The sequence below is a fragment of the Pseudarthrobacter ribosi genome (assembly GCF_055412865.1).
On the sequence record NZ_JBVAYZ010000007.1, the window covers coordinates 119,362 to 132,789 of the forward strand.

Consider the following 13,428-nt stretch of genomic DNA (forward strand, 5'->3'; position numbering starts at 1 on the left):
GTGGTGCCTTGGCCACCGAACCGGGCAGCGCTGATTTATGATTATCAGCTCATTTTGGCTTATTTTTAGTAATCAGTTGAAAGTGATTGATTCTGCAGGATCAGCCCCTTAGGGTGGGGCTATGTACGTGATGACTATCGACCAGCGCGGCAGCAGCGCCGACGTCGACCGTGTCCCGGAACTCCTGGCGGAGCTGGCAGGGCTCTCCACCGCCGGGCAGTTCGAGCGGTCCGTCGGTGACGAAGTCCAGGGGGTCGTGGACCGCCCGGACGAAGTCGTCGAGATCGCACTGCACGCCCTGCGCAGCGGACGCTGGTACGTGGGAATCGGGGTGGGGGCGGTGGACCAGCCGCTGCCTGCCAGTCCGCGGGAAGGATCCGGGCCAGCCTTCGTGGCGGCGCGCGCGGCCGTCGAAAAGGCCAAAGCCGGCGCCGCGCACGTGCCCATCGCCGTCGTCTCCGGCGGCCTGCGCAGGGGAGAGGCTGCTCCGTCGCCGGCGGGATCCGCCGGCGCGCGCGCCTGCGCCAACGCCGAGGCGGTGCTGCGGCTGATCGGACGGCTGGTCCAGGACCGGACCGACGCCCAGTGGAAGGTCGTGGATGTGCTGCGCTCGGTGCAGCATGGCCACACCGGCACACACGGCACCCAGAAAATCGCTGCCCAGGAACTGGGAATCACGGAACAATCGGTGAGCCGTGCGCTGCTGCGCTCCGGCTGGCAGGAAGAATGGGCCGCGAGGCCTGCGGCGGAAATGCTGCTGGCTTTCGCCCACGGCGTTATCGCCGGCAACGACGACGCCCGCGGGCAGCCCCCGGGCCGAGCCCCGGACGCGGGCGGGCCCCAGCACCCGGATACCCGCCCCCGGGACAACATGGAAGGAGACCGGTGAACGCGCTCTGGATCACCCTGACCCTGTTCACGGCCGGTTTCGTCGGGTGGCCGGTGACGGCTCTGGTCTTCCGGCTCGCCCGGACCATCGATGACCGGCAGGATGCCGGTGCCGGAGCCGCCGACCCGGCGAACGACCCGGCGGCGGACGTCACCGTTGATCCCGTTGCCACCACCGGTACCGCATCCGCGGCCGGCGCGCCCGGCACGGCCGCCCCGGCGGCGGGCCCTGCGGCCCTTTCGGTCAGCAGTGTCAGGATCCTGCGCGGCGGCGCGATCATCGGAGTGCTGGAGCGCCTGGCGGTCTGCCTCGCCGTCCTCGCCGGCGAACCGGTCGCCATCGCCTACGTTATTGCGATCAAGGGCCTGGGCCGCTTTGCCGAGCTGAAGGAGACGCCGGTCGCCGCGGAGCGGTTCATCATCGGCACCCTCACCTCCCTGCTGTGGGCGGCCGGCGTTGCCGCCTTGGCCAAAGTGTTTTTCCTCGGCTGACGCCGCCCGCCCGGATGGGTACCTGGCCGACGGAGCGATAGTGTATCCGTATGACTGTTTTTGCTGTTGAGTACGTATACGATGCCGAATCCTCCGAAGCCCGCGACGCCACCCGCCCGGCGCACCGCGAATGGACCGCGGGCCTTGCCCAGGACGGAACGCTGCTCGCCAGCGGCCCCTACAGCGACGGCGCCGGCGCCCTGCTGATCTTCAAGGCTGCCGACGAGCAGGCCCTCAATGAGGTCCTCAAGCAGGATCCCTTCGCCGCCGCCGGTGCCATCTCCGGCATCCGCACGATGATCTGGGCCCCCCTGACCGGCCTTCTGGCCGGCCACGCCGCCTAGCCTCCCCGCCAGACCTACTTCGATACAAGGAGTCCATGTGACCTCGGTCAGCCTGGGAATGCCGTCAGCACCGCCCCCCGTCCTCGCTCCGCGCCGCAAGACCCGCCAGATCAAGGTGGGTTCGGTCGGTGTCGGCTCCGATTCGCCGATCAGCGTGCAGTCGATGACCACGACGCCCACCACGGACATCAACGCCACACTGCAGCAGATCGCCGAGCTCACGGCCTCCGGCTGTGACATTGTGCGGGTCGCCTGCCCGTCCGCCGACGACGCCGAGGCCCTGCCGATCATCGCCCGAAAGTCCCAGATCCCCGTGATCGCGGACATCCACTTCCAGCCGAAATACGTCTTCGCCGCGATCGAGGCAGGCTGTGCGGCGGTCCGGGTGAACCCCGGCAACATCCGCAAGTTCGATGACCAGGTCAAGGAAATCGCCCGCGCGGCCAAGGACCACGGCACCTCGATCCGGATCGGCATCAACGCCGGATCGCTGGAGCCCGGAATCCTGAAGAAGTACGGCAAGGCCACCCCGGAGGCCCTCGTGGAGTCCGCGGTCTGGGAAGCGTCGCTGTTCGAAGAGCACGGCTTCAACGACTTCAAGATCTCGGTCAAGCACAATGACCCGGTCATCATGGTGGCCGCCTACGAGATGCTCGCCGAACAGGGCGACTGGCCGCTGCACCTCGGCGTCACCGAGGCCGGACCCGCCTTCCAGGGCACCATCAAGTCGGCCACCGCCTTCGGCGCCCTGCTCTCCCGCGGCATCGGCGACACCATCCGCGTGTCCCTCTCCGCCCCGCCGGTGGAGGAAATCAAGGTCGGCAACCAGATCCTGCAGTCGCTCAACCTGCGCCCGCGCAAACTCGAGATCGTCTCCTGCCCGTCCTGCGGCCGCGCCCAGGTGGACGTGTACACGCTGGCCGAGCAGGTCACGGCGGGACTGGAAGGCATGGAGATCCCGCTGCGCGTTGCCGTGATGGGCTGCGTCGTCAACGGACCGGGCGAAGCCCGCGAAGCCGACCTCGGCGTCGCCTCGGGCAACGGCAAGGGCCAGATCTTTGTAAGGGGCCAGGTCATCAAGACTGTGCCCGAGGACCAGATTGTTGAGACACTGATCGAAGAGGCCATGCGTATCGCTGAAGAGATGGGGGAGGCCGATGGCGAAGATGCTGTCAAGGGTAGCCCCGTGGTTAGCGTCTCGTAAGGACGGCGCCGCTCCCGGCGTCACAGTCCGGACCCTGGGGGGCTCTGACACCTCCCAGCTGGTGGACCTCGCGCGGCAGGACGACGTCGCGAATGTCTTTATCCTGTCCCATCTGGCCGCCGCCGGTTCGGCGGCACCCACCACCGGCGGCGCCAGCATTCTGGGCGTGTTCGACGGCGGCACGCTCCTCGGCGCCTGCTGGGCCGGCGCGAACCTGGTCCCGGTGCAGCTTGACCCCGGGCTTGCCGGTGCGGTGGCTGCGGCGGCCCACCGCACCGGGCGCCGGTATGCCTCGATCTTCGGCCCGGCCGATATGGTCCTGGCACTGTACGCCGGGCTGGAACAGCTCGGTCAGACGGCCCATGAGATCCGCGACGACCAGCCGCTGATGACGATCTCCGGGCCTCCCGCCGTGTCCGCCAACCCGCAGCTGGGCTTCGGCCAGCTGGCGGACTTCGACAAGATCCTCCCCGCCTGCGCGGCGATGTTCGAGGAAGAAGTGGGGTATTCGCCGTACCTGGGCGGCCGGGAGTATTACAGCCGCCGGGTCAAGGGCCTCATCCGGGAGGGCCATTCCATGGTGCACCTGACCCCCGCGCGCGAGGTGGTCTTCAAGGCCGAGCTCGGTGCGGTCACCCCTGAGGTGACGCAGGTCCAGGGGGTCTGGATGAACCCGGAGTTCCGCGGCCAGGGACTCAGCGCCGGGTACATGGCTGCCGCCGTCGTGCTGGCCCAAACCCTCGCCCCGGTCACGAGCCTTTACGTGAACAATTTCAACACCCGGGCCCGTGCCACCTACGAGCGGGTCGGCTTCCGCCAGGCCGGCACGTTTGCCACCGTGCTCTTCTGATCAAAGTTCAGCATTGGCATCACTCATTTCACTGCAGTGCTCTTCCGAATCACCAGTAACTCCGGCATCAGAAGAAATATCTGGATGTGGACTCTTGTTTTCGTGCCCCGGGTCACATAGGTTCGAGCTAACCGTGTCGCACGGGCACGTGTTTCCCCGGGAGCAGCAGCCGGGGATGCAGACGCCCTTGAGGGCAACACAACGGAACTCACGGCCAATTCTTTGGCGGTGCTGGGGCCGCAGAGCCACGCCATGACAGGATGACCAGCCGGAGACGGCCAGGGGCTTCCGTCAGTTATGGCGTGGCTCTTCCGCGTCCGGGCTGACGGTAGATTAGTACCTAGACGCGTGTGCCGGTCTCTCCGGTGCCACTGATTCACAGCTCTTATTCACAGCTTTGCTGCTTCGCCCCGCACCTTCCCAGAAACGGATAGATACCCAGTGGTCCTTCGACTCTCCAAGCTGTTCCTGCGCACCCTGCGTGAAGATCCCGCCGACGCCGAGGTGGCCAGCCACCGGCTCCTGGTCCGCGCCGGTTACATCCGCCGGGCTGCCCCGGGCATCTATACCTGGCTTCCCCTCGGGCTGAGCGTGCTGCGCAAGGTGGAGAGGGTCATCCGTGAGGAGATGACTGCGATCGGCGCCCAGGAAGTGCACTTTCCGGCGCTGCTGCCCAAGGAACCCTACGAGGTCACCAACCGCTGGACCGAGTACGGCGAGGGCATCTTCCGGCTCAAGGACCGCAAGGGCAACGACTATCTGCTGGCGCCCACCCACGAGGAAATGTTCACCCTGCTGGTCAAGGACCTGTACTCCTCGTACAAGGACCTGCCGCTGAGCATCTACCAGATCCAGAACAAGTACCGCGACGAGGCCCGTCCCCGGGCGGGCCTGCTGCGCGGCCGCGAGTTCATCATGAAGGATTCCTACTCCTTCGACGTCGACGACGCCGGCCTGGACGCCAGCTACGCCGCGCACCGCGGCGCCTACCTGAAGATCTTCGCGCGCCTCGGCCTCGAGGTCATTCCGGTTGCCGCGACCGCCGGCGCCATGGGCGGCTCCAAGAGCGAGGAATTCCTGCACCCCACCGAGATCGGCGAGGACACCTTCGTGCGCTCCGCCGGCGGCTACGCAGCCAACGTCGAGGCGGTCACCACCGTGGTCCCCGCGGACATCGACTTCAGCAACGCCCCGGCCGCCGAGGTCCGGGACACCCCGGACACCCCCACCATCGAGACCCTCGTGGACGCCGCCAACGTTCTGGTGCCCCGCACCGGAGCCGACGGCGGCGCCTGGACGGCCGCTGACACGCTCAAGAACGTCGTGCTTGCCGTCACCCTGCCGACCGGGGAACGTCAGATCGTCGTCATCGGCCTTCCGGGCGACCGCGGCGTCGACCTCAAGCGCGTGGAGGCGAACATCGGCTCGTTCCTGCCGATCGCCGGAGAAATCACGCTCGAGGCTGCCACTGAGGAGGACCTCAAGAAGCAGCCCCTCATCGTCAAGGGCTACCTCGGCCCCGGACTGTCCCTGGACGCGCCCCTGCTGGGCACCGAGGCCGCCGCCAAGCTCCTCTACCTGGTGGACCCGCGCGTCGTCAGCGGCTCCGCCTGGGTCACCGGCGCCAACGAGGCCGGCAAGCACGTCTTCGGCCTGGTTGCCGGACGCGACTTCGGCTGGGACGGCGTCATCGAGTGCACCGACGTGCGCGCCGGCGACGAGGCCCCCGACGGGTCCGGTCCGCTGGAAACCGCCCGCGGCATCGAAATGGGCCACATCTTCCAGCTCGGCCGCAAGTATGCCGCAGCCCTGGAACTCAAGGTCCTGGACCAGAACGGCAAGCAGGTCGTGGTCACCATGGGTTCCTACGGCGTCGGCGTCACCCGCGCCGTCGCGGCCCTCGCCGAATCCAACCACGACGACAAGGGCCTGATCTGGCCGCGCGCCGTCGCCCCGGCCGATGTCCACGTGGTGGCCGTAGGCCGCGGCGAGGAGATCTTCGCCGCCGCGGAGAAGCTGGCCTTCGACCTGGAAGCCGCCGGCCTCGAGGTGATCTACGACGACCGTCCCAAGGTGTCCCCGGGCGTGAAGTTCGGCGACGCGGAACTCGTCGGCGTGCCGACCATCCTCGCCGTCGGCCGCGGGCTCGTGGACGGTGTCGTCGAGATCAAGGACCGCCGCAGCGGCCACGCCGAAAACATTGCCGTTGAGAAGGCCGTCGACTTTTGTGTCGACGCCGTCCGCAACAGCTAACCCGCAGTCCGGCCAGGCGTGGTCTCCGGACTCGAGTCAATCGAGCTCAGCACCCTCATCCTGATCGTCGTCGCCGGCCTCGCCGCGGGCTGGGTCGATGCCGTCGTCGGCGGCGGGGGACTGATCCAGCTCCCCGCCATGCTGCTGGTACCGGGCATCAGCCCGGTGCAGGCGCTGGCGACGAACAAAATGGGGTCGATTTTCGGTACCACGACCAGCGCCGTCACGTACTACGGCCGGGTCCGGCCGGATCTGCGGACCGCACTGCCCATGGCGGTGATCGCCATGGCCGGCAGCTATGGCGGGGCAGTGCTCGCGGCGAACCTCCCGGCGAGCGTGTTCAAGCCCATCATCCTGGTGGCGCTGATCGCCGTCGCGCTGTTCACGGCTTTCCGCCCGAACGTGGGGGAGCTGACCCGGCTGCGGCACAACGGACACCGGCACTACGTGCTGGCATGCCTGATCGGCGGCGTGATCGGGTTCTATGACGGCCTGATCGGCCCCGGCACCGGGTCCTTCCTGATCATTGCGCTCGTCTCGGCAATGGGCTACGCCTTCCTCGAAGCAAGCGCCAAGGCCAAGATCGTGAACGTGGCCACCAACGCCGGGGCCCTGCTGTTCTTCGTGCCGCATGGTGCCGTGCTGTGGGGTCTCGGGCTGGTCCTGGGCCTGGCGAATATGGCCGGCGGCTACCTTGGGGCCCGGACCGCCGTCAAGCAGGGGAACAAGTTCATCCGCATCGTGTTCCTCGCCGTGGTGGGTGCCCTGATCATCAAGCTCGGCTCGGACATTTGGCAGGAGAGCTTCGCCTGACGCCCCGGCCGCCGGACGCCAACCCCGGTGCCCTTTCTGCAACGCTGCCCCGCCCGGAGGCACCGCCCGTCCCTGGAACGCTGCCTCCCTGGAGGCACTGTCCGTCCCTTGGCCGCGGGCGTAGCATGCAGCTATGTCAGCGCCTGTTGAACGCTACGGCGAGGCCCTGGAGGCTGCGGCCCGGCACGCCCGTCAGTGGCTGGAGAGCCAGGAAACACGGCAGGTGGGCCCGCGGGTAACCGCGACGGACCTGGCGGCCGACTTCGGCGGTCCGTTGCCCCGGGAAGGAACGCCGCCGGCGGAGGTGGTGGACTACCTCGCCACGAAGGCCGAACCCGGGCTGATGGCCATGCCCTCCGGACGGTTCTTCGGCTGGGTCATCGGCGGCACGCTGCCGGCAGCGCTGGCCGCGGACTGGCTGGTCAGCGCCTGGGACCAGAACGCCGTGCTCCGCTTCGCCACCCCGGCGACGGCGGCCATCGAAGAGGCCGCCGGCACCTGGCTGCTGGAGCTGCTGGGTCTCCCCGCAGAGTCCGACGTCGGTTTTGCCACCGGCGCCACGATGGCCAACTTCACCGGGCTCGCCGCCGCCCGCTGGCGCCTGATGGCCGACGCCGGCTGGGACCTCGACGGCGACGGCCTCTCCGGCGCCCCGCGGATCCGCTGCTTCGTGGGCCAGGAACGGCACGACACGATCGACCTCGGCCTGCGATATCTGGGGCTGGGGCGTCCCGCCGTGGTCCCCGCAGACCGGCAGGGCCGGCTCAACCCGTGGGAGCTGGACCGGGCCCTGGCCAGCGCCGTTGAACAGGCCGCAGCGGCCGGAACGGGCGCGGCCCCGCTGCTGGTCTGCCTGCAGGCCGGGAACCTGCACTCCGGAGCCTTTGATCCGTTCGTGGAGGCAATCGCCATCGCCAAAGCACACGGCGCCTGGGTCCATGTCGACGGCGCGTTCGGGCTCTGGGCCGCCGCCGTCCCGGAGTTCGCCGCGCTGACCGCCGGGCTGCAGGGCGCCGACTCCTGGGGCACCGACGCGCACAAGACCCTCAACGTGCCCTACGACTGCGGCGTCGCGGTGGTCCGTGATGCCCAGGCGCTGCGGGCGGCCATGGGCCTGCACACCAGCTACCTGATCCCGGACGTGGACGGCGCGGCGGACCCCTTCGAGTCGGTGCCGGAACTGTCCCGCCGGGCCCGCGGGGTGCCGGTGTGGGCTGCGCTGAAATCACTGGGCCGGGACGGCGTCGTCGCCCAGGTCCGCGGGCTGGTGCAGCACGCCCGGCAACTGGCGGAGCAGCTCTCGGCGCTGGACGGCGTCGAGGTGCTCAACGACGTTGAATACACCCAGGTCTCGCTGGCCTTCGGCGACGACGCCACGACCCGTGCGGTGACGGCGCGGATCATCGCCGACGGCCGGGTCTGGATGTCCGGGTCGCGCTGGCGGGACCGGGACATCCTCAGGATCTCCGTCAGCAATTGGAGCACGGACGACGCCGACGTGGCAGTCGCCGTCGCCGCCGTCCGGGACGCCGTGGCGGCGGTCCGCGCGCAGGGGCGCTAGCTGGCGGCGTCCCCCGGTGCCGGCAGCCCGTGGGGTGCGGGAAGCTCCGGGAGCGTGCGGCCAGCGAGCGTGCTGGCCACCCAGAGCGACCGGGCGAGGTCGCCTTCGTGCCGGGGCTTCGAGGCGTACCAGAGCGCGTTCTCGACCTCGCGGGCCAGGCTCCATTGCCGGGCCACTTCGGCGTCGAGCCCAGCGGCCATGCTGAAGTCGCGGCAGCGATCCCGCAGGCCCCGTTCCGGATCGGCCCGCGACAACTCACGGATCCGGTTCCACAGCAACGGTGCCACCGCGAATTCCGCCTCGCCGATCATGGGCTGCGGATCGATCGCGGCCCAGCCGCCGGCCGGTTCCCCGCCGCCCGGTTCCTCAGTGCCCTGCGGGTCCTGATTGCGGAGCCGGGCCAGGATGTTCAGATAATGCAGGTCGGTATGGACCAGCACATCCCGCCCGGAGCGGCGCCCGACGGCGCCGCGGGTCTGGCAGACCTCGAGCGCGGCTTCCAGCAGCCAGCGCGGGAAGGGCCGGCCCAGCCGTTCCCAGCTCTCCGGCAACTCATCACTCCACTGCTCGGCCCGGGCCGCCACGTGGTCGAAATCCTGCCAGTCCGGCCGGCCGTCCGGGACCAGGCTCAGCTGGCGGACCAGTGTGCCCCACACCGGGACCGCCTCGGCCAGGGGCATATCCTGAAGGGAGCAGGCGGCGTCCAGGCGTTCCAGCAGCAGCGCGCCCGCGCCGGCGTCGCTGGCCAGCAGCCGGACCGCCCCGTGCCCGTCCCAGAGGACGAGGGCCTGCGGTTCCACGAGCGCTTCGTCGTGCGGATAGGCGATCTTCAGGACGGCGGCCCGGCTCGCAGCCCCCAGGGTTCCATTGCCCACCCCGGTGCCGGTGCCGGTCTCCGTAGCTTCGGTGCGGGCGTCGGTGCGGAGCCGCACCGGGACCACGATGGCCCCGTGGCCGTTCCGCGGCAACGCGCCGGGGGCGAGGTCCAACTCGAGCTGCCACCGGTCCAGGCAGTGCCGGACCAGCCGGGGCAGGGAGGCAAGCCAGTCGCGGCCGGCTGCGTTGCCGCCGTAGTGGCGGCTGAGGTCGGGCGGGATCGGGATGTCTGCTGGTTGACTCATCGGATCAGCGTAGTTGCTGGTGCGCTCCGCTAGCGGTGGGTCCGGCGGGCCTGCCTTCACAGCCGTGCAGCAGCTGCCGGAGAAACAGGCCGTCAGACGGTGATGCCGCTGGCACCGAGCCAGCTGCCGATCAGGAAGGTCGCGATGAGCGCCGCGGCGCCGCCGATCACCACCCGCACGGCGGCCTTCGTCTTCGAGCCGCCGCCGATCCACGCGCCGACGGCCCCGGTCAGGGCCAGCGCGACCAGCACGGCCACGAAGGTCAGCGGAACACGGATGTTCTCCGGCGGCAGCAGGATGGCAAGCATGGGGAGGATCGCGCCGGCCAGGAACGCCACGGCAGAGGCGAACGCGGCGTGCCACGGACTGACAATGTCCATCTCGTCGATGTGCAGTTCCGCGGACAGGTGGGCGCCGAGGGCATCGTGGGCGGTGAGTTCCTTGGCTACGGTCCGGGCGGTGTCCGCGCTGAGACCCTTGCCCTGGTAGATCGCGGCGAGTTCCTCGAGCTCCTCTTCGGGCTGTTCTTCCAGTTCCCGGCGTTCCTTCTCGATCAGGGACCGCTGGCTGTCCTTCTGGCTGCTCACCGAGACGTATTCGCCCAGGGCCATCGAGATTGCGCCACCGACCACGCCGGCGGTACCGGCGACGAGGATGGGGCCGGACTCGGTGGTGACGCCGGCGACTCCGACCACAATCGCTGCAACGGAGACGATGCCGTCGTTGGCGCCCAGCACACCCGCACGCAGCCAGTTGAGGCGGTGCGCGATGTCATTGCGGTGCGGCTCGTTTTCGTGCTGGATGGGGGCGGCTTGACTGTCCATGACTACAGCAAAGCACCGGGGCCCACAGCCAGCCAGTATGACGAGCCTAAGTAAGCGACTCCTGCCCCCGCGGTCGCTGGCACCAGGCCCTCCCCGCGGGCGGCGTAGCGGGGGCACTTTGACACGGACTCGCCGAAGTTCGAGCAGGATTCGTGACCTGCGGACCTCAAAGTCACCCCGCACGGCCGACACGGCCGGCACCCACGCCGCCGCCACGCAACTAAAAAGCAGGCCGAGGGCTAGGGGCTGGGTACCGGCAGCTCGGGGAAGCCCGCCGGGTCTGCCGCCAGGCCGGGAAGGGCGCCTGTCTCCGCCCCCCAGACGGCGGACCGGCGCGCGGCACCGACGAGGCCGGCGATCGCCCATTGACGGGTCTGGCCCTCGCTCAAGGCCACCAGGTCCCCGTAGACCGGCAGCGCCGAGGCCTCCAACCCGCCGAGGCCGGTGGCGGGGTCGGCGAGGAAGTCCTGCGCCATGGTGTAGCCGGCTTCGCGCTGCGGCACGGGGGCGCAGTGCACCCGGCTTAGGGCTTCCGCGCCAGTCGCGAGGTCCTCATGCCGGGCGAGCTGTTCCGATGCCCGGGCGGCGACTCCGCCATCCAGCCGGGTCAGGGCCACCTGGTAGCCGTACACGGTCTCCAGCTCGGTCCTGACGGTCGCCGCCAGCGCACCGGGCAGGGTGGCGGCACTGACGTCAGCTCCCGCCGAAGCCGCCGAGATGCCCGATGCCTCGGCAGGGGAGGACGACGGCGATGCGGCAGCGCTCGGGCACGCGCCGGAGAGCTGGGGTACGGCGGGGTCGGGCACCGCCGGGGCCGGCGCACCGGCGGCCGCGGCGAGGGAGGATGCCTGCAGCAGTTGGGCGGTCCCGACGGCGGCGAGCAGCCGGGCCATCCCGCCGTCGGCCACGGCGGCGTCGGCGAGCCGTTGAGCGGCGCTGTCCGCCAGTGCGGCTGCCAGCGCGGCCGCCGATGGGGGCAGCGGAGCAACAGTCGCAGCACCAGGCGGGGCACCAGACGGGGCAGCCGACGGTGCGGCGGGCCCCGCCGGGGGAGCAGCGTCCGGCACCTCCTGGCCCGGCAGCAGGAGGGCCCGGGCCTGGCTTGTCAGCAAACTCACAGTCCGCGCCACGGCGGGCGTCGCGTTGCCGGACGTGGACCCGCCCAGTTCCTCGCCGGCGGTCCGCAGCCGCATGGTCTCCGCCAGCGCGGCGGACCTTGCCTGTTCGGAAAACGGCGGTTCGGCGGGCTCCTTGGGACTTCTGGGACTCAGCGCGACCCCGAGGCTCACGACCACGAGGGCGAGGCAGGCCAGGAGCGCGATGCGGTGAACGAGCTTCCGCCGCTGCCTTTCCCCGCTGTCGTCTTTCACAACAGACCATGTTGTCATGCCGGCCGGGAACTGCGTGCACCACGGCGCCTGGAAAATCGCTAGGCTAGTACACACAACATCATCTAACGGGAGGCGGCCGGCATCATGACCAACGCAGAAGCCACGACTTCAGCAGACCGGACCGGGACGGGTAAGGCTGAAGCCGCACCCGCTCACAACTTCGAGGCCGAGCGGCTCCATGCCCTCCTCGAACCCGAGGTCCTGGCCAACCGGCTCTACCTGGAGGACGTTTCCATTCACGTCGCCGGAGCCAACCGCGTAGTCCACGTTGTGGTGGACCTGCCGCAGGAGGAATCGGGCGGCGTCGGTCTTGATGTCATCGCGGAGATCTCCAAGACCCTCTCCGACATCCTGGACAACGATCCCAGCACCGACGCGCGTCCGTACGAGCTTGAGGTTTCCTCGCCCGGCGTCGGCCGTCCCCTCACCGAAGAGCGGCACTGGCACCGAGCCCGCGGCCGGATGGTCAAGATCAATGTCCTGCAGGGCGAGAACGTCACCGGCCGGGTTCAGACCGTCGACGACGACGGCGTCACCCTGGTCCCGGAAATCGCCGTGAAGAAGGGCATGAAGCCCAAGCAGGGCGAGCCCATCAAGCTTCCTTTCGACAAGATTCGCAGCGGAAAAGTCGAGATAGAGTTCAGCCACCTCGAAGAGGCAGGCCTGGAGAACGCAAACAATGGACCTTCTGAGGAGGCCTAATGGATATTGACATGAGCGCACTGAGACTCCTGGAGCGTGAGCGTGAAATCCCGCTGGATCTCCTGATTCCGACGATCGAGCAGGCCCTGCTGGTGGCCTACCACAAGACGCCGGGAGCCTTCGAGAAGGCCCGGGCCGAACTGGATCGCAAGAGCGGGCACGTGACCATCTGGGCCACGGAGATCGACGACGACGGCGCCCCCATCGGCGAATTCGAGGACACCCCCGCCGGCTTCGGCCGCATCGCCGCCAGCACCGCACGGCAGATCATCCTGCAGCGCCTGCGCGATGTTGAGGACGACAACGTCCTCGGCGAGTTCAAGGGCCGCGAGGGCGAGTTGGTGGCCGGAACGATCCAGCAGGGCAACAACCCGCATATGATCCAGGTCAACCTGGGCTCGGTGGAGGCGCTGCTGCCGCCGCCCGAGCAGGTGCCGGGGGAGAAGTACATCCACGGCAACCGGCTCCGTGCCTTCGTGATCGACGTGCACCGCGGCACCAAGGGGCCGTCCATCACGCTGTCCCGGTCACACCCGGGCCTCGTGCGGAAGCTCTTCGAAATGGAAGTTCCGGAAATCGCGGACCGCTCCGTGGAAATCGTCGCCCTCGCCCGTGAAGCCGGGCACCGCACCAAGATGGCGGTCAAGGCCAACAACCCGGGCATCAACGCCAAGGGCGCCTGCATCGGCGAAATGGGTTCGCGTGTCCGTGCGGTCATGAACGAACTGAACGACGAAAAGATCGACATTGTCGATTACAGCGACGATCCGGCGACGTTCATCGCCAGCGCGCTCTCCCCGTCACGGGTGAATTCGGTCACCATCACGGACGAGGCAACCCGCTCGGCCCGCGTCGTGGTCCCGGATTACCAGCTTTCCCTCGCCATCGGCAAGGAAGGCCAGAACGCCCGCCTCGCCGCCAAGCTCACCGGCTGGCGGATCGACATCGTCTCGGACGCCGCCGTCAGCCGCGACAAATAGGTTCC

The 13,428-nt window shown here is 69.1% G+C and carries 13 protein-coding genes; 10 read left to right on the forward strand and 3 right to left on the reverse strand.

Features of this window, described 5'->3' with window-relative positions:
* Positions 1 to 121: 121 nt before the first annotated feature.
* The 8 genes from ACZYZ5_RS09590 to ACZYZ5_RS09625 all read left to right on the forward strand — a co-directional run bounded on the left by ACZYZ5_RS09590 (position 122) and on the right by ACZYZ5_RS09625 (position 8,405).
* Entirely contained in the window at positions 122 to 889 is a 768-nt protein-coding gene (locus tag ACZYZ5_RS09590; RefSeq protein WP_463901278.1) for a MarR family transcriptional regulator, read from the forward strand.
* On the forward strand, positions 886 to 1,380 hold the full coding sequence (locus tag ACZYZ5_RS09595) for a hypothetical protein (protein ID WP_463901280.1): 495 nt from the start codon (positions 886 to 888) through the stop codon (positions 1,378 to 1,380). Before ACZYZ5_RS09590 ends, ACZYZ5_RS09595 begins: the two co-directional genes overlap by 4 nt.
* 50 nt (positions 1,381 to 1,430) lie before the next feature.
* On the forward strand, positions 1,431 to 1,724 hold the full coding sequence (locus ACZYZ5_RS09600) for a YciI family protein (RefSeq protein WP_463901282.1): 294 nt from the start codon (positions 1,431 to 1,433) through the stop codon (positions 1,722 to 1,724).
* Between the two features lie 37 nt (positions 1,725 to 1,761).
* Entirely contained in the window at positions 1,762 to 2,928 is a 1,167-nt protein-coding gene (gene ispG, locus ACZYZ5_RS09605) for a flavodoxin-dependent (E)-4-hydroxy-3-methylbut-2-enyl-diphosphate synthase (RefSeq protein ID WP_463901284.1), read from the forward strand.
* Positions 2,891 to 3,778: a GNAT family N-acetyltransferase gene (locus tag ACZYZ5_RS09610; protein WP_463901480.1), complete on the forward strand. Its 888-nt coding sequence runs from the start codon at positions 2,891 to 2,893 to the stop codon at positions 3,776 to 3,778. The genes ispG and ACZYZ5_RS09610 overlap by 38 nt, the downstream gene beginning before the upstream one ends.
* Positions 3,779 to 4,219: 441 nt before the next feature.
* The gene (locus ACZYZ5_RS09615) at positions 4,220 to 6,031 is read left to right on the forward strand and encodes a proline--tRNA ligase (protein ID WP_463901286.1); all 1,812 of its coding nucleotides are present in this window, start codon (positions 4,220 to 4,222) and stop codon (positions 6,029 to 6,031) included.
* A gap of 18 nt (positions 6,032 to 6,049) precedes the next feature.
* The gene (locus tag ACZYZ5_RS09620) at positions 6,050 to 6,844 is read left to right on the forward strand and encodes a sulfite exporter TauE/SafE family protein (RefSeq protein WP_463901287.1); all 795 of its coding nucleotides are present in this window, start codon (positions 6,050 to 6,052) and stop codon (positions 6,842 to 6,844) included.
* A 133-nt stretch (positions 6,845 to 6,977) separates the two neighbouring features.
* Positions 6,978 to 8,405, forward strand: a complete 1,428-nt coding sequence (locus ACZYZ5_RS09625; RefSeq protein ID WP_463901289.1) for a pyridoxal phosphate-dependent decarboxylase family protein — start codon at positions 6,978 to 6,980, stop codon at positions 8,403 to 8,405.
* On the opposite strand, the gene ACZYZ5_RS09630 is transcribed toward ACZYZ5_RS09625, so the two are convergent.
* The 3 genes from ACZYZ5_RS09630 to ACZYZ5_RS09640 form a co-directional block, all read right to left on the reverse strand.
* A complete protein-coding gene (locus ACZYZ5_RS09630; RefSeq protein ID WP_463901290.1) occupies positions 8,402 to 9,526 on the reverse strand; it encodes an aminoglycoside phosphotransferase family protein in 1,125 nt (374 codons plus the stop codon). The genes ACZYZ5_RS09625 and ACZYZ5_RS09630 overlap by 4 nt on opposite strands.
* Before the next feature lie 92 nt (positions 9,527 to 9,618).
* The gene (locus tag ACZYZ5_RS09635) at positions 9,619 to 10,350 is read right to left on the reverse strand and encodes a VIT1/CCC1 transporter family protein (protein ID WP_463901292.1); all 732 of its coding nucleotides are present in this window, start codon (positions 10,348 to 10,350) and stop codon (positions 9,619 to 9,621) included.
* A 239-nt stretch (positions 10,351 to 10,589) separates the two neighbouring features.
* The gene (locus tag ACZYZ5_RS09640) at positions 10,590 to 11,720 is read right to left on the reverse strand and encodes a ferritin-like domain-containing protein (RefSeq protein ID WP_463901294.1); all 1,131 of its coding nucleotides are present in this window, start codon (positions 11,718 to 11,720) and stop codon (positions 10,590 to 10,592) included.
* A gap of 105 nt (positions 11,721 to 11,825) precedes the next feature.
* Here ACZYZ5_RS09640 and rimP point away from each other — a divergent pair, with 105 nt between their 5' ends.
* Both rimP and nusA read left to right on the forward strand, forming a co-directional pair.
* The gene (rimP, locus tag ACZYZ5_RS09645; RefSeq protein WP_463901296.1) at positions 11,826 to 12,443 is read left to right on the forward strand and encodes a ribosome maturation factor RimP; all 618 of its coding nucleotides are present in this window, start codon (positions 11,826 to 11,828) and stop codon (positions 12,441 to 12,443) included.
* Entirely contained in the window at positions 12,443 to 13,423 is a 981-nt protein-coding gene (gene nusA, locus ACZYZ5_RS09650; RefSeq protein WP_307458602.1) for a transcription termination factor NusA, read from the forward strand. Before rimP ends, nusA begins: the two co-directional genes overlap by 1 nt.
* Positions 13,424 to 13,428 lie beyond the last annotated feature (5 nt).